Source organism: Paraglaciecola sp. IT1134, from assembly GCF_058068185.1.
Window position 1 is genome coordinate 2,779,602 of the sequence record NZ_CM176486.1, and the last position, 14,949, is coordinate 2,794,550.

Sequence of the window (14,949 nt, forward strand, 5' to 3'; positions counted from 1 at the left end):
ATGGATTACGCGGTCACGGGCACTATTTTCACATTATTCGTATTTGTTGTTTTTATAGGTATTGTTATGTGGGCTTACAGCAAAAAATCAAAAGCGGGTTTCGAGGAAGCTGCGAATTTAATCTTTGCTGATGAACCTAAAAAAGAAGAGCGGGAGTCAGGCATAAATGAGTAGCTTTTGGAGCATCTGGATAACGGTCATTACACTGGGATCAATTATTGGTTGTTTTTTACTTTTACGTTGGTGTTTAAGTAATAAAACCGGTGTAGCTGAAGGTGACGATATGCATCACGAATTTGATGGCATCATCGAAATAAACAATCAGTTACCACGTTGGTGGACCATCTTGTTTTACGTCTGTATCGTCTGGGGATTTCTGTATTTCTTGTTATACCCCGGCTTAGGAAATTTCGAGGGTATATTAGGATGGAAGAGTTCTAATCAAGGCGTACTGTCATTGGCCGAATCTGAAGCCGCCCGCAAGGCAGCAAAAGAAAATGGCAGTATAGTGCAATACGATCGGGAACTGGATTTTGCCCAAGAGCGTTTTGCCCCCATTTTTGCCGAATATGCCAAGCAGCCTATCGAGCAAATTATCCAGGATCCACAGGCGCTAAAAATTGGCCAACGTCTGTTTAGCCAAAACTGCTCACAATGTCATGGGTCCGATGCCCGTGGTCAAAAAGGTTTCCCTAATCTAACCGATGACGATTGGTTATATGGTGGTACACCAGCCAAAATCACCGAAACCCTGACGTTGGGCCGACAAGCCATGATGCCCGCTTGGTTAGACTCATTTGGTGACAAAGGCATTGAAGAAGTTGCTGCCTATGCGCTAAGTCTCAGTGGCAGACAAGTTGATCAGCAATTAGCCGATCAGGGCAAAGTGCGTTTTGCAGCCTGTGCAGCCTGTCATGGTCCAGACGGCAAAGGCAACCAGGCGCTAGGTTCTCCTAATCTTACGGATAATATTTGGTTATACGGTGGCAGCCATCGTGCCGTAACTGAAACCTTAAACTACGGAAGAAATGGGGTGATGCCCTCATTTAAGAAAACCTTAGGGGACGAAAAAATCCATCTGGTTGCAGCATATGTTTACAGTTTATCCCAAGAAAAATAGCCAAGTTGTGGTTAAATAAGCCTCGCGTTGTCGAGGCTTTTTTTATCAATCAACCTTTTCATAATTTAAGGTGTGTATGTCCCCTACTTCTGACCCTAGTGCTACTGATACCAAGAAATGGTATCAACAGTTTTGGCCCTGGTTCTTAATCACAATTCCACTGTGTTCGATGATCCTGAGTTTTAATATGCTGCGTTTTGCTTATAACAGTGAAGACAGCATGGTGGTGGATGATTATTACAAACAAGGCAAGGCCATCAATTTGAGTTTAGAGAAAATCGAAAAGGCTAAAGCATTAAACATTCGAAGCTTATTAACAATATCAGGTGACCAACTGACATTGACCTTTCCCCAAGGCCAGCCACAAGATGGCTCTGCACTAAGATTATCTTTTTACCATGTAACTCAGCAATACAAAGATCAAGCCTATGATCTAATTAAAGATGCATCCGGCGTATATCGCGCGACTGCTGCAAGGGACCTGAGCGGAAAGTGGCGCGTGGTATTGCAGCCCCATGATAGAGAGTGGAAAATTCAACAGACTTTATCCTTTCCCCAGGAACGGGCCATCCCCTTTAATCCCTGATGAATCAAGCCACGTCGAGATGCTATCACTGCGGTTTACCGGCAGTAGATGGTGATAAATTTGATACGCTGGTATTAGGTTCCCAACGCACTATGTGTTGTCCCGGTTGCCAAGCTGTGGCCCAAGCAATAGTCGAGAACGGACTGGATGATTATTATCGTTTTCGTACCCAAGCGGGCCACAAAATTCAATCAGACCTAGCCGACACCCTGCAACAGTTGGCATTATATGATGAGCCAGGTATTCAACATGATTTTGTGATCCAACAGGGGCAATACAAGCAGATCCAACTTTCTATTGACGGTATAACGTGCGCGGCTTGTGGATGGTTAATCGAAAAACAACTGGGCAAACTGCCCGGTATCGAACAGATTTCAGTTAATGTAACCTCAAATCGGGCGCTGATCAGTTGGTCTGCCGAATCGTTGGCCCTAAGCCAAATAATGGCGACCATAGAGCGCGTCGGTTATCATGCCAGTCCTTTTCAGGCAGACGGACAAGAAGCCTTATTTAAACGCGCCCACCAGACGTTGCTCAAACGTCTTGGACTGGCTGGTCTAATGACCATGCAAGTGATGATGTTAGCCGTGGCTATGTATTTTGATTTAATGGGTGATATCGACCCGCAAACCAGTTCATTTTTTAATTGGGTCAGTTTATGTTTGACTACACCGGTTGTTTTTTATTCTGGGGCGGGATTTTATCGAAGCGCACTTCAGGCTTTAAAAGCCAAAAGTATCAATATGGATGTTCCCGTTTCCATCGCCATATGGGCGACTTATCTGTCAGGTGTTTGGGCTACTTTCTATCACCAAGGCCAAGTCTATTTTGAATCGGTTTGCATGTTTATTTTTCTGTTGTTAATCAGTCGCTTCATTGAACATCAGGCACGACGGAAAGCCGCCCAGATCTCAGCTAACATGTTGCGCTATATTCCCCTAACGGCCAATGTACTTGTAGACCACACACTGCATAGCGTACTGGCTAAAAACCTCCAAGTTGGACAAAAAGTACTGGTCAAAACTGGAGAAAGCATCCCCATTGACGGTGAAGTTATAGCAGGCCACGGTCAAGTTGACGAGTCGTTGCTCACTGGTGAATTTTATCCGGTGGCTAAAAATCCCGGGGATAAAGTTTATGGGGGCACGATAAATAAGGGGGCAAGTCTGACGATTACCGTTAGAACTGAATTTAAACATGCCCTGGTCAACCAGATCGCTCGTTTACAAGAGTTGGCCATGGCCAACAAACCTAAAATCGCTACCTTGGCGGACAAAGTTTCCCGGTACTTTGTATCGTGTGTCTTGGTGCTGTCCCTGGCCAGTTATACAGTCTGGTCACTATTGGGTAACGACCAGGCTTTCTGGATTGCTATTTCCATATTAATAGCGACTTGCCCTTGTGCTCTTGGGCTGGCAACGCCTTCCGCCTTATCATTCGCCATGGCCAATTTGAATAGACAAGGGGTGTTGCTCACCCGCGCTGACGTGCTCGAACAACTCAACGATATCGACTGTATTATGCTGGATAAAACCGGCACCCTGACAGAAGGCAAGATCAGTATCAGTGAAGTTCAGACTCTGACTGGACACGACCCTGCTACGCTGATGGAATACGCTGCCAGTATCGAGCAGTTTTCTGAACACCCCATTGCCCGGGCATTTCCCGGCCCGAACACCGCTCAGGAAGTGACTGATTTTCACAGTACTTTAGGTTTGGGAGTGGAAGGACAAATCCAGGGCGCAACAATCAAACTGGGTTCACAGCGGTTTATGACCCAGCCCGTCCCTGATGAGTTGCGCCAATGTAGTATTTTTATTCAGGTCGACAAGCTGGTTTTAGGGGGATTTGTATTGACAGACAAGTTACGTGAAGATTGTCTGGATATGTTAACCCAGCTCAGAGACAGAACACTGGTACTTTTAAGCGGTGACAATCAATACAATGTTAAGCAAGTAGCCGAGCAACTTTCTATCTCCCAGTGGTATGCCCAGCAGACGCCAGCAGACAAATTGCAAAAGGTTGATCAAGCCCAGCAATATGGCCACAAAGTAATGATGTTTGGCGACGGCATTAATGACGGTCCGGTTTTGGCTCAGGCCGACATTGCGGTGACTTTGGGCGCCGGTTCAGATCTGGCCAAGTCCTCTGCGGACATTATTTTGCTACAAAACTCCTTACACAAATTACCGCTACTTTTTAGTTTGGCCAAACGGTGCAATAACAAAATCAGGCAAAATATACTTTGGGCCCTGGGGTATAATATGCTGGTTTTACCCTTGGCTATCAGTGGCGCCTTGGCCCCGTGGATGGCGGTGATCGGCATGTCATTAAGTTCGATCATCGTTGTAGTCAATTCTGTCAGGTTACTTAAATGACTCAAAGGCAACGTGTATTATGGACATAATCTATATCTTGATCCCCATTGCTGTCTTGTTAGTTTGCTTGGCTATCGGCCTTTTTTTCTGGGCGGTAAAATCCAATCAATTCGAAGATTTGGAGCGTCATGGCTCTAGTATTTTATTTGATGATGATATCAAACCCAAATCCCCTGCCCCTGCTAAAAAACCACGCACAGATAACAACCATGACTGAGTTGAGCCTGCTATCAGCCTTGTTTATTGGCCTGGCCGGCAGTGTGCATTGTGTTGGTATGTGCGGCGGCATTGTAAGCGCATTCAGTTTTGTGATCCCCAAAGGTGCCGCGCAATGGCCCTACATAGTGGCATACAATATAGGGCGTATTGGCAGCTATAGTCTGCTTGGTGGTTTAACCGGTTATTTGGGCAGTTTAGTGACGGTGCATGTGGCGAGTGGACTTCTGGTGCTGCAAATTATAAGTGGCGTATTTTTGTTGTTGATGGCTTGTTATATCGGCAATTGGTGGCGCGGGTTAAGTCATCTGGAGCGTGCTGGGGCCATACTGTGGCGCAGGATCCGCCCCTGGTCCAAGGCACTGCTGCCCTTTAAACACCCCCTATATGCCCTACCCTATGGCGTGATATGGGGCTGGCTTCCTTGTGGGCTGGTATATTCAACCCTGACCTGGAGTCTTGCCAGCGGCAGTGGCTACCAGGGAGCGGCCATTATGTTTTGTTTCGGGTTAGGCACTCTGCCAGCCCTTATCGCCATGGCGGCGAGCATCGAGTCCATCAAACATCTTCTTACTCACCCCGTTACGCGTCAAGCCGTCGCTAGTTGTCTACTGATTTTTTCCTTGAGTATGCTTTGGCAAGCGTTTTGATGGCTAAATAGTCCGTACGCCAGGCTAGGGACATATTCCCAAAATATTAGCTGCCCCCCGGTGTAGCGTAATTTGATTGTCGCTCCGCTAAAGTTATGCCAAGCTAGGCTGGTTAGCTAATTGAGCAAAAGATTGTTAATTGGTCGGCCATTCATGGCAAAAACCGACTTAGTTACATACACTTGTATTGCTCTTGGGTTTCGGCACTTTAGTACTGGAGAATGATGATGCAATATCAAAAAATACTTGCGGTGATAGAGCCAGAAGACGAACATCAAAAATCTATTTTACGGGCTATAGAGATAGCCTATATTACCGGAGCCAGCATTACCGCATTTCTGACTATTTATGATTTTTCCTACGAAATGACAACCATGTTGTCTACCGACGAGCGTGAAAACATGCGCCAGGCGGTAGTCGATGACCGAACCCTGTGGTTATCTGATTTAGTCGAAGAGATTATAAAGGGATCAAATATCGCAATCGATATCAAGGTGGTCTGGCACAACCGCCCTTACGAAAGCATTATCTGTGAAGTGATCAACCATGCATATGATTTAGTGGTCAAGGGAACCCAGCAAAACGATACCTTAAAAGCAGTGATTTTTACCCCAACCGATTGGCACATAATGCGTAAATCACCTGTTCCGGTGCTGCTGGTCAAAGATCATGGGTGGCCAAAAGGCGGACAAATCTTGGCCGCAGTTAATGTGGGTGTAGAAGACAAGGAGCACGACTCACTCAACCATAGGGTCACCACCGAAGCCAAACATTTTGCCCAATTGTTAAATGCCAATGTACATCTGATCAATTCCTACCCAGGGACCCCAGTTAACATTGCCATCGAAATTCCCGAGTTTGACCCGGGAGTATATAACGAATCAGTTAAAGAGCATCATCAACTCGCCATGGCCCGCCATGCCCAAAAACATAATATAACCGCGTCTCAATGTCATATTGAAGAGGGCTTACCTGAAGAGGTTATTCCCAGATTGGCGGAATATTTGGATGCCGAACTGGTCGTGATAGGCACAGTGGGTAGACAAGGTATTTCAGGGGTATTGATTGGTAATACCGCAGAACATGTCATTGATAAACTCAATTGCGATGTACTGGCAATTAAACCTGAAGGATTTGTCTCACCTATACGCTGTTAACTCACCCGGTAAAATACTCGAGCGAGGTTACGATGTTATCAAGCCTTGCTGCAATGAACGTTGGTAAGCACCAATGGCTGGCCACAGCGCCAGTAGCCAGGCCAAAATAACAGCTAACAAGATATAGCTAGCGATCTCGCTGTTTAGTACAACAGGAGCGATAAATAGACCGTAACTGTGCTGCAGTGTTTCTTGGCCAAACCACAATGCCGCACTCAAGCCCAGATAACCCAAAACACAGCCGAGTAGGGTCAACAGCAAAACTTCACTTTCAATCAGCAATATTATAATGAGCGCATTGGCGCCAAGTGCTCTTAACACGGCTATTTCACGCTGCCGCTCATGCATTGACGCCAATAACATGATGAGCATGCCAAGCATGGCTGCAAGCAAAATCAGACTGGATATAATACTCAGACTGACCTCCACTATCGCCATTAGCCGCCACAATTCGCCCAGGACTACCCCGGGAATAATCGCCGACAAGGCTTCATTTTTAAACTGATTAATCTGCCGCTGAACTTGCAAGATGGCGATTTTACTGCCTAACCCCAGGTAAATCGCACTCAGTTGCATATCATGCGCGTCTATATCCGGGGACGTGTCAACCAACTGACTACCAGTGACATTGGGACGCCCGGCGCCATGCATCGCCTCTATAGCGCCTATGTGCAGATAGATACTGTGATCCAGCGGCGTACCTGTGGCCCTGAGTATGCCCACTACCTTCAAGGGATGGCTACTGTGGTGACTAAAACTGACTCGTCCTGTGCCATGAGCGACGACAAACTCGTCATCTTCACCGTACCCTAGCTGTTTGGCGACCTCAAACCCCAAAACCGCTTCTTGTTGTGTGGAGAAGCGTTTGCCGCTTTGGAATTTCAAAGGATATTTGTCAGCATATCGAAAATGTTGGAAAAATGCCTGAGTCGTGCCAACGACCGAATACCCTTTATGGGAATCCCCTAAAGATATAGGAATAGCCCAAGCTACCCCCTGAGCTTTGCCGATAGCCTGATAGCTTTGCCAACTGATATTATTGCTTGGCATACCAATATGAAAAACCGAATACAGCAATAAATTTAGCTGACTGGTACGTGCCCCGACTATCAGGTCGACTCCAGATACCGAACGGGAAAAATTTGCTTTAATTTCGGTTTTCAGGTGTTGCACACTAAACAGCACAAACATGCTCAGCGCCACAGAAAACACAGTCAGGGAGGCCATCAGTTTACGGGCGCGCAAACTGGCTAACGTCAACTTAACTAACATTCTGTTGCCCTTTGTTGAGGGTATTGATGGCAAATTGTTGATCAAAATATTGACCCAGGCTCTGGTCGTGGCTGACAAAGATTACGGTGGCGTTATTTAAGCGACTTTGTTCCAATAACAAGGTGATAAAGTTATCTCTATGTTCCCTGTCCAGCGCAGAAGTCGGCTCATCGGCTATGATGATTTGTGGTTGGTTTATCAAGGCCCGGGCCACGGCAATACGCTGTTGCTGACCCACACTCATATGACTGGCTTTTTGTTTGAGCAAAGCCGGTGACAAACCTAACTGGTGGTATAGGTGCTGGGCGAGTTGACGTTGTTTAGTATTTTTATCCTGGCCTTTAGCTGTGTCTTTAAACGCGCCAGCCAAGGCGATATTTTGTTCACCGGTTAAATACCCCAACAAGTTAAACTGCTGAAAAATGACCCCAAGATGCTGCGCCCTGAAATGATCCCTTTGGCGGGCAGATAAGGCCTCAATATTCTGTCCTAATATTGATAACTGGCCAGCCTGGGCGGTCAACACCCCGCACAATAAATTCAGCAGCGTGGATTTACCACTGCCGGAAGGCCCATATAAAAACACATGTTGGCCACGCTCAACCTCCCACTTTGGGATATGCAAAGTAAGGTTAACTTTCTGGGACCAGGCAAAAACAAGATCAGATATACTTATCGCGAGAGACATACAACAACTAGCTAGGTAACAATAGCCACAGAGTAACAATTTTTGTTGTCTCGGCAAGACAATAGTCACTCCTAAAGTGCAGTTATTTGGGTATAATCCCGCTGCACTGTCTTTTCATATTCTCACTAGTTGCCTAGCTATGACCCAAAGTATCAAACCTAAAATCGCTTCCAATTTTAAAAAACTGCAGACTCGACTGCGTAAAAAGACCGGCCAAGCTATCGCTGACTTCAATATGATTGAAGCGGGCGACAAGGTTATGGTTTGTTTATCTGGAGGGAAGGATAGTTATGCCATGTTAGACATGCTGTTACACATGCAGCGTCATGCCCCCATCGACTTCTCTATACTCGCGGTCAACTTGGATCAGAAACAGCCTGGTTTTCCCGAACAGGTTTTACCTGAATATCTGCAACAATTAGGTGTGGAATATAAAATCATTGAAGAGGACACTTACTCCATCGTCATGGAAAAAGTGCCTGAGGGAAAAACCACCTGCGCACTGTGCTCTCGCTTGCGTCGAGGTATTTTGTATACCCAGGCCACTAAACTGGAGGTGAGTAAAATTGCCCTGGGTCATCACAGGGATGACATGCTGGAAACCTTGTTTCTCAATATGTTCTACACCGGGCGCTTAAAATCCATGCCGCCCAAGTTAACCAGCGATGACGGTAAACACATAGTGATCCGCCCATTGGCCTATTGCGCCGAACAGGATCTGGCCGACTATGCTCTGGCTAGGGCGTTTCCAATCATCCCCTGTAACCTATGCGGCTCACAAGAAAATTTACAGCGTAAACGCGTAAAACAGATGTTGCAGCAATGGGATCAGCAATATCCAGGGCGGATTGAGACAATGTTTAGTGCCTTGCAAAACGTGGTGCCCTCGCACCTGGCGGATCCCAAGGCTTTCAATTTCGTTGATCTTGCCAGCCAAAATACAGCATACGCCGGCGGTGATCAGGCCTTTGATCCTATTGATTTAACGGCCTCCAGCAAACGCCAGCGAGTCGAAGAATTTGTGAATATAACCCCTATTGAATAACCGGATGAAGACAGGTATGTACAGATGAAAATTGGACTTGCATTAGGAAGTGGCGCCGCCCGAGGTTGGGCGCATATAGGTGTCATCCAGGCCCTGGAGGAGCTAGGTCTACAAATTGATGTTGTCGCCGGTTGCTCCATCGGTGCGTATGTCGGAGCGGCATATGCCTCGGACAAACTAACCCCTCTGGAGGAGTGGGTACGAAGTCTCACTGAATGGCAAGTCTTCGCCCTGATGGGGGTCGGTTTATACAGGGGGGGGCTGGTGAGCGGCCTAAAGGTCTTCAAGGCCCTGAAAGATAATTTCAGCGCCCACACGTTTGAAGAACTCACCAAGCCATTTGCTTGTGTCGCCACCGATTTATACAGCGGTAAGGAGATCAACTTTTTGACGGGCTCAGTAGTCGATGCTGTGCGGGCCTCTTGTGCCATACCCGGTTTGTTTCCTCCTACCATGCATCATGACCGTTGGTTGGTTGATGGTGGCGTGGTTAATCCTGTGCCGGTCAATCTATGCCGTCACCTGGGTGCCGATATTGTGTTTGCCATCAATCTGAGCGCGGATTTTCGCCCTCAGGCCCTTGAGCAAAACAAAGTTGAACATGAACGTAATCAACAAAAGATCACAGATTTTTTTAGCAAAAGTCAGGCGCAAATCCAAAATTGGTTCAAAGGCGAGACTAAATCCGCGGAAGTATCCAGTCACCCGCCCCCGCCAGATCTGGGAAAAATTAACGCTGGAACCAAAAATAACGCCCCGAGTATGATAGGTGTGATGGCCAGCTCTTTGGAAATTTTGCAAGCCAGGGTTACCCGTTCGCGGTTGGCAGGTGATCCTCCGGATATCCTGATTGAACCACAGTTACGTGATTTTGGCATGATGGAGTTTTATCGGGCTGATGAATTAATCGAGGAAGGTCGAAACAGTGTCAGGCGCATCGCAGATCAGATCCGTTACCAGCTTAGGTTGAATTAATTTCCTGGTCTGAAATCAGGCTAGCCCTGGGTTATTTGTTAACAATGGCGGTTATGCGTAACGGCTTGTTCGTAAGTGTCAAACCATCGTTCTTTTCAATCCAGGCTTGGCTTAATTTCAGCTTACCTTGTTTGATCTGTAATTCATTATCTATAACCATATTCAAGTTATGATCAGCAAACTGAAAGGTCATTCCTTTCACTGTCGGCATCAAAAATGCTAGAAAACTGCCCATGTCATCAAAAAAGGTTTGGTACTGGGCATACAGCGCTTTGAGCTCTGCCGCCTGGTAATTCATTTTTAGCCAGTCTGGTTTTGTTTCAAGTTGTACCGATATGTCACATTGATTGGCGGGCTCTTGCAAGTCAAGTACGACCTCGGCTCGTGCCATTTTTAAGGCTTTTTCCGTGGGCATGGTGAAACGCTGTTCTCCAGTTACAAGCAATTCAATATCTTGTTTTTGAGTGTGAATATAAGCCGCGTTAATATGGCATAAATCTAAGCTTTGCACTCTTTTAAAGCCAAAGGCGAATTGCAAAGCATCGGTGTCTTCGTCCTGGATTTTTCTCAGGTGACTATAAAAAGTGCTGTATTCAACGACCAGTGGTTCGGCCATTAGACTGGCGGGTAATAACAATGTTGCCAATATCCATTTTTTCATAAATTCATATGTTTCTTATTCATTCTCATCATACCCACTAGTTCATCTATGTAGTCTTGGCCGCGTTCAGAGTAGCTATGTAAGCCTTGAACCAAGGCTTTGGCAGTAACAGGTTTGTCTTGTTGGCGCAACTGACTGCGTATTTCGCGCATTTCTTGGTAAGCATAATGACGGTTTAAATTTCGTATATAAGTCATCACTGCGTGGGACAAATTGTTAAATTTTGCCACCTCATGCACTGTTCCCTCATTGCGTCGATGGGGCACAAATCCGCAGCCTTTTTTAAAACACCAGAGGCCAAAAAAATTATATCCTTTGCGCGCAAAACGCGATGTTCCCCATCCAGATTCATTGGCGGCCTGGACGAGTACTAATTCAGGGGGAATTATATCCACCTTTTGCTTTAACACCGCCAATGCTTGTTTGTCATGCAAACTTTTTTTAACCCGATAATTTTTGCGTAAATCTGCCAATAACTCTTGGGCAAAAGGCGTCAAGGGTTGACTGGCAGATATAAGCTCTTGCATAGCGAAGACGGCTTTGCGTAAGGTCAAGGTGAGTTCGTTTTGACGCTTAATTTCAGGTAACAGATAAGCAAAAAAGGCGCGTTTTTTTTGGGTGACTGAGGAAAACTGCCGAAAATCAGGCATATCTTTTATCTTGTTGTAGTTATCCTCTTTAACGCGGTCAAATTCATCAATCAGTGTAGTTAGTTCGTTTTCTGTTAAACCTAGCCCGTCTTCGGGCCGCTGTGAATCAAAATAATAGTCCGCCATATACAAGATACAGAAGATCAGGATGCCGGCGCCAAGATAACGCCAGCGTTGATATTTGTCTTTTTTGTCAAGCATAAAAAACCGTTTCGTTTTTGTGGCTGGCAGTTGGCTGCCTGGGTGAGTTTACTTCAACACCAAATAACTCACGATACAACACACCTTTAGTATTAAAGTACCAAGGCACTAACCAAATATAGGCGATGCCCAAGGTAAATAGCCCTAACATAAAGAGTACAAAGGCACCGATATAAAACAGCGATAATGCTGACCAGTAACGGTTAAACACCCGGACAGACATTAACATCGCCTGACTAGGGCGCAATTTTTTGTCTGCCAACAGCGGCAGGGCAAAGGCGGTCGACATGGCCAAATAGACACCTGGCACCAGTAGCAACGACATTCCCAGGTTGACTAACGCCCCGATCATCAAGGCCGTAAAAATGAGTAAGGCAGAGCTAGCCATTTGTTTGGCCAAAGTTATAAAAACCGAACTATATCCCACACTCTGACGAATACCAATGACCATTAATGCAGTTAACAGCGGGGCTGTTAATAAGGTAAACAGCACATTTAGCAAAAAGCTGACCTGGATGGATACGTTTTGCAGATCTTCCAGATCAAACCAGATTTGGATCACAAAAATGAGTAACAGACTCATGGACAAAGTGAACAAGCTACCTTGCAATAACGCACCTCGGTTGGTTTTACTTAACAACCAGCCCTCTTTTGCACAGCTTGCCATTTCAATCTTGGTCTCCCCTCGCAGCGTCGTATCGATATCGCCACCTAAGGTGATTTTCTTTTCCTCACTCACAAATTAAACCTTTTTTGCATAATTGGTCGCTATGATAACTGATGAAAGGTCTCGATGCGAAATCTGCTCCGTTAGTCTAGGTAGACTGAATTATATTCCTAATTCGGCCAGAGTAATTTCAGGGCTAAAGCCAGTAATACCCCCCCCATCAGCCGGTCAAACCAGTATGCCTTTTCGCCAATAAATAATCGCACTTTTTCGCTGCTTAAAAAATAGGATAAAATACAAAACCACAGACCAGTGGCCAGGGCCAGGTAAAGTCCGTAGATCAGCTTGACACTAGTGGGTGTGTCGACGGATATTGCCACCGCAAAAACTGACAGAAAAAACAAGGTGGCCTTGGGATTTAAGCCATTGGTTAAAAATCCCACCATTATGGCTTTTCTATCGGAAATATCAGCCTTGCGAGGGCTACTATCTCTGCTGAAATCACCATTAGGCTGGCTGCGCAGAGCGCCCCAAGCGATAAATATTAAATAAGCGGCAGCAATATAGCTGAAAATTTGGAATAGCCCAGGGGTAGTTTTAATTAACAAACCCAGCCCGAGTAAAGAATACGCTACGTGGACCAGAATGCCCAGTCCCACACCCATACTGGTTAGCATGGCCGCCCTGCGTCCATAACCGATACTGTGTTTAAGTACGACCGCGAAATCTGGCCCTGGACTGGCTACGGCCAATAGATGTACCGCTGCAATGGTTATAAACTCGACCCAATAGAGGTCAAAATTTGTGAACATGAACTGAGTTATCCTTTAAGTAATTGGGCGATATAACCAGGTACGATTTCGCTAGCCAGGCCATAATAGGTTTCACTAAATTCGTTTCCCCCCATACTTGCTGCAAGATTCAACTCCACCGTATGCGCCCCAAATTGTTTGGCTTGATGGACGAAATCAGCAGCGGGGTAAACGCTGCCCGATGTGCCAATGGACACAAATAAGTCCGCCTGCCATAGCGCCTGTTCAATCTCATTCATGTACATGGGCAACTCGCCGAACCATACAATATCAGGGCGTATTTTGTTTCCCGGACAACAGCAGGTACACAAACTGTTTTGGTCGAAATTATCTCGGGTAACAAAACTTTTATGACTTACGCAACAACGGGCACCAAGCAGTTGCCCATGCATATGTAATACATTTTGGCTCCCTGCCCGCTCATGCAGATCATCGACGTTTTGAGTCACAATAAGTACGTTACCTGGGTGGCATTGTTCAAGTTTGGCCAAGGCCCCATGGGCAGCATTTGGCTGCACGGTTGGGCTCGTCAATTGGGCCCGGCGCAAATTGTAAAAACGATAAACCAGTTCAGGATCCCGGGCAAAGGCCTGAGGTGTCGCCACGTCTTCAAGACGATGATTTTCCCACAAACCATCATTATCCCTAAAGGTTTTCAAACCTGATTCAGCGGATATCCCGGCCCCCGTTAATACAACTATGTTGCCAAATTTCACCTGAAATACTCCAGTTCGACGCGTTATCTGAAAGTGCCAATATGGCTTTTAAGCATATTTGCGTTTGTGGTGAGTACATTTCACAATTATGCTTGAGCCAAGTTTTCCCAGTCGTTAAAAATGCCGTGGCAAAAATTTTATTTAAAGATCGCATCGAACAACACTACCAACAATTATCCCCAAACGGGCGTAAGATAGCCGACCATTTGCTGCATAATCCAATGGACGTGGTCAGCAGTCCGGTGGCGATTATAGCGGATAAAACGGGCACTTCAAAAGCTACCGTAAGTCGTTTTTTCCGACAGCTAGGCTACGCTTCCCATCAAGATGCCAAACAGGAACTGAACTCGTTGCGGGCCACGGGTTATCCTCTGTATATCAAATCCTCGGGCAGTGACCTATTGGCCCAGGAGCTGCAGCGAATTCAACAGACATGGAACAATATTGACGAGACGGCCTTGGACAAACTGATCGCCTCCATTTGTCACGCCTCACGGATCACCATAATAGGTTTTCGTAACAGCTACCCTGTGGCGCTGCATTTGCGCCAGCAACTACTGCAAATACGCAGCAAAGTCAGATTGTTACCCCAACCTGGCCAGACCCTAAGTGAAGAATTACTAGACATAAGCCCAGATGAATTGCTGCTGGTGATCGGTTTTAGACGCAGACCTAAGATTTTTCAGGCGTTAATGAAAAAACTACAGGATCATAATAACGTTGCTCTTTTGGCCGACCCTTCCGGCCAGCTATACTGTGATCAAGTAAAACATTTGATTATCTGTCAGTTAGGCCACGAACAAGCGTTGGACAGCTACGCGGCGCCAATGAGTATTATTTCCGTCATCTGTAACCGGGTCTTCGCTACGATGGGGCAATCGGCGCAACAAAGGACCAGCGCTATTTCTGCCCTTTACACCGACTTGGATGAATTGGAAAAAACCTGATATCAAGTCGTACAACATCTTCAGATCTCTCGATTTCAGGTCAACTACTCTATGGAACGTCAGTAGCAGGTCAGCATATATATTTGACCAATATTGTCAAATTATAGGACTTGAAAATATTCACTCAGGGCCAATACTAAGGTGTGTAGGTTTGATTAATTTGCAGCATAACTCATCCTAATATGATGAAGTCATCGAACTTACGTGC

The 14,949-nt window shown here is 46.0% G+C and carries 17 protein-coding genes; 10 read left to right on the forward strand and 7 right to left on the reverse strand.

Annotation, left to right across the window (positions count from 1 at the left end):
- From AC3RV5_RS12050 to uspE, 7 genes are all read left to right on the forward strand, one after another.
- Complete coding sequence (locus AC3RV5_RS12050; protein WP_489727895.1) at nucleotides 1-174, forward strand: cbb3-type cytochrome oxidase subunit 3; 174 nt, start codon at nucleotides 1-3, stop codon at nucleotides 172-174.
- On the forward strand, nucleotides 167-1,120 hold the full coding sequence (gene ccoP / locus AC3RV5_RS12055) for a cytochrome-c oxidase, cbb3-type subunit III (RefSeq protein WP_489727896.1): 954 nt from the start codon (nucleotides 167-169) through the stop codon (nucleotides 1,118-1,120). The genes AC3RV5_RS12050 and ccoP overlap by 8 nt, the downstream gene beginning before the upstream one ends.
- A gap of 76 nt (nucleotides 1,121-1,196) precedes the next feature.
- Nucleotides 1,197-1,706: a FixH family protein gene (locus AC3RV5_RS12060; protein ID WP_489727897.1), complete on the forward strand. Its 510-nt coding sequence runs from the start codon at nucleotides 1,197-1,199 to the stop codon at nucleotides 1,704-1,706.
- The gene (locus tag AC3RV5_RS12065; RefSeq protein WP_489727898.1) at nucleotides 1,706-4,084 is read left to right on the forward strand and encodes a heavy metal translocating P-type ATPase; all 2,379 of its coding nucleotides are present in this window, start codon (nucleotides 1,706-1,708) and stop codon (nucleotides 4,082-4,084) included. Before AC3RV5_RS12060 ends, AC3RV5_RS12065 begins: the two co-directional genes overlap by 1 nt.
- A 19-nt stretch (nucleotides 4,085-4,103) precedes the next feature.
- Nucleotides 4,104-4,301 carry a cbb3-type cytochrome oxidase assembly protein CcoS gene (gene ccoS / locus AC3RV5_RS12070; RefSeq protein ID WP_489727899.1) on the forward strand — a complete coding sequence of 66 codons (198 nt, stop codon included), beginning with the start codon at nucleotides 4,104-4,106 and terminating at the stop codon, nucleotides 4,299-4,301.
- Complete coding sequence (locus AC3RV5_RS12075) at nucleotides 4,294-4,950, forward strand: sulfite exporter TauE/SafE family protein (RefSeq protein ID WP_489727900.1); 657 nt, start codon at nucleotides 4,294-4,296, stop codon at nucleotides 4,948-4,950. Before ccoS ends, AC3RV5_RS12075 begins: the two co-directional genes overlap by 8 nt.
- A gap of 224 nt (nucleotides 4,951-5,174) precedes the next feature.
- The gene (gene uspE, locus AC3RV5_RS12080) at nucleotides 5,175-6,107 is read left to right on the forward strand and encodes a universal stress protein UspE (protein WP_489732148.1); all 933 of its coding nucleotides are present in this window, start codon (nucleotides 5,175-5,177) and stop codon (nucleotides 6,105-6,107) included.
- Nucleotides 6,108-6,134: 27 nt separating this feature from the next.
- Here the strand turns inward: uspE and AC3RV5_RS12085 are convergent, their stop codons facing one another.
- The gene (locus AC3RV5_RS12085) at nucleotides 6,135-7,379 is read right to left on the reverse strand and encodes an ABC transporter permease (protein WP_489727901.1); all 1,245 of its coding nucleotides are present in this window, start codon (nucleotides 7,377-7,379) and stop codon (nucleotides 6,135-6,137) included.
- Complete coding sequence (locus AC3RV5_RS12090) at nucleotides 7,369-8,067, reverse strand: ABC transporter ATP-binding protein (protein ID WP_489727902.1); 699 nt, start codon at nucleotides 8,065-8,067, stop codon at nucleotides 7,369-7,371. The genes AC3RV5_RS12085 and AC3RV5_RS12090 overlap by 11 nt, the downstream gene beginning before the upstream one ends.
- Nucleotides 8,068-8,206: 139 nt before the next feature.
- Here AC3RV5_RS12090 and ttcA point away from each other — a divergent pair, with 139 nt between their 5' ends.
- Both ttcA and rssA read left to right on the forward strand, forming a co-directional pair.
- A complete protein-coding gene (gene ttcA, locus AC3RV5_RS12095; RefSeq protein ID WP_489727903.1) occupies nucleotides 8,207-9,112 on the forward strand; it encodes a tRNA 2-thiocytidine(32) synthetase TtcA in 906 nt (301 codons plus the stop codon).
- Nucleotides 9,113-9,136: 24 nt separating this feature from the next.
- Entirely contained in the window at nucleotides 9,137-10,087 is a 951-nt protein-coding gene (rssA, locus tag AC3RV5_RS12100; protein WP_489727904.1) for a patatin-like phospholipase RssA, read from the forward strand.
- 31 nt (nucleotides 10,088-10,118) lie between these two features.
- On the opposite strand, the gene AC3RV5_RS12105 is transcribed toward rssA, so the two are convergent.
- From AC3RV5_RS12105 to cobB, 5 genes are all read right to left on the reverse strand, one after another.
- On the reverse strand, nucleotides 10,119-10,748 hold the full coding sequence (locus AC3RV5_RS12105) for a DUF2987 domain-containing protein (RefSeq protein WP_489727905.1): 630 nt from the start codon (nucleotides 10,746-10,748) through the stop codon (nucleotides 10,119-10,121).
- Entirely contained in the window at nucleotides 10,745-11,599 is an 855-nt protein-coding gene (locus AC3RV5_RS12110) for a glucosaminidase domain-containing protein (protein ID WP_489727906.1), read from the reverse strand. Before AC3RV5_RS12110 ends, AC3RV5_RS12105 begins: the two co-directional genes overlap by 4 nt.
- Nucleotides 11,592-12,338 carry a DUF2189 domain-containing protein gene (locus AC3RV5_RS12115; protein WP_489727907.1) on the reverse strand — a complete coding sequence of 249 codons (747 nt, stop codon included), beginning with the start codon at nucleotides 12,336-12,338 and terminating at the stop codon, nucleotides 11,592-11,594. Before AC3RV5_RS12115 ends, AC3RV5_RS12110 begins: the two co-directional genes overlap by 8 nt.
- Before the next feature lie 98 nt (nucleotides 12,339-12,436).
- Complete coding sequence (locus AC3RV5_RS12120) at nucleotides 12,437-13,078, reverse strand: LysE family translocator (protein WP_489727908.1); 642 nt, start codon at nucleotides 13,076-13,078, stop codon at nucleotides 12,437-12,439.
- Between the two features lie 8 nt (nucleotides 13,079-13,086).
- On the reverse strand, nucleotides 13,087-13,794 hold the full coding sequence (gene cobB / locus AC3RV5_RS12125) for a Sir2 family NAD+-dependent deacetylase (RefSeq protein ID WP_489727909.1): 708 nt from the start codon (nucleotides 13,792-13,794) through the stop codon (nucleotides 13,087-13,089).
- A gap of 125 nt (nucleotides 13,795-13,919) precedes the next feature.
- Between cobB and AC3RV5_RS12130 the strand changes: the two genes are divergently transcribed.
- A complete protein-coding gene (locus AC3RV5_RS12130; RefSeq protein WP_489732149.1) occupies nucleotides 13,920-14,741 on the forward strand; it encodes a MurR/RpiR family transcriptional regulator in 822 nt (273 codons plus the stop codon).
- The last annotated feature ends 208 nt before the right edge of the window (nucleotides 14,742-14,949 follow it).

What these genes read in the sequence shown, in the direction of transcription:
- AC3RV5_RS12050 (WP_489727895.1), top strand. Translation starts at nt 1, where the DNA reads ATGGATTACGCGGTCACGGGCACTATTTTCACATTATTCGTATTTGTT.
- ccoP (WP_489727896.1), top strand. Translation starts at nt 167, where the DNA reads ATGAGTAGCTTTTGGAGCATCTGGATAACGGTCATTACACTGGGATCA.
- AC3RV5_RS12060 (WP_489727897.1), top strand. Translation starts at nt 1,197, where the DNA reads ATGTCCCCTACTTCTGACCCTAGTGCTACTGATACCAAGAAATGGTAT.
- AC3RV5_RS12065 (WP_489727898.1), top strand. Translation starts at nt 1,706, where the DNA reads ATGAATCAAGCCACGTCGAGATGCTATCACTGCGGTTTACCGGCAGTA.
- ccoS (WP_489727899.1), top strand. Translation starts at nt 4,104, where the DNA reads ATGGACATAATCTATATCTTGATCCCCATTGCTGTCTTGTTAGTTTGC.
- AC3RV5_RS12075 (WP_489727900.1), top strand. Translation starts at nt 4,294, where the DNA reads ATGACTGAGTTGAGCCTGCTATCAGCCTTGTTTATTGGCCTGGCCGGC.
- uspE (WP_489732148.1), top strand. Translation starts at nt 5,175, where the DNA reads ATGATGCAATATCAAAAAATACTTGCGGTGATAGAGCCAGAAGACGAA.
- AC3RV5_RS12085 (WP_489727901.1), bottom strand. Translation starts at nt 7,379, where the DNA reads ATGTTAGTTAAGTTGACGTTAGCCAGTTTGCGCGCCCGTAAACTGATG.
- AC3RV5_RS12090 (WP_489727902.1), bottom strand. Translation starts at nt 8,067, where the DNA reads ATGTCTCTCGCGATAAGTATATCTGATCTTGTTTTTGCCTGGTCCCAG.
- ttcA (WP_489727903.1), top strand. Translation starts at nt 8,207, where the DNA reads ATGACCCAAAGTATCAAACCTAAAATCGCTTCCAATTTTAAAAAACTG.
- rssA (WP_489727904.1), top strand. Translation starts at nt 9,137, where the DNA reads ATGAAAATTGGACTTGCATTAGGAAGTGGCGCCGCCCGAGGTTGGGCG.
- AC3RV5_RS12105 (WP_489727905.1), bottom strand. Translation starts at nt 10,748, where the DNA reads ATGAAAAAATGGATATTGGCAACATTGTTATTACCCGCCAGTCTAATG.
- AC3RV5_RS12110 (WP_489727906.1), bottom strand. Translation starts at nt 11,599, where the DNA reads ATGCTTGACAAAAAAGACAAATATCAACGCTGGCGTTATCTTGGCGCC.
- AC3RV5_RS12120 (WP_489727908.1), bottom strand. Translation starts at nt 13,078, where the DNA reads ATGTTCACAAATTTTGACCTCTATTGGGTCGAGTTTATAACCATTGCA.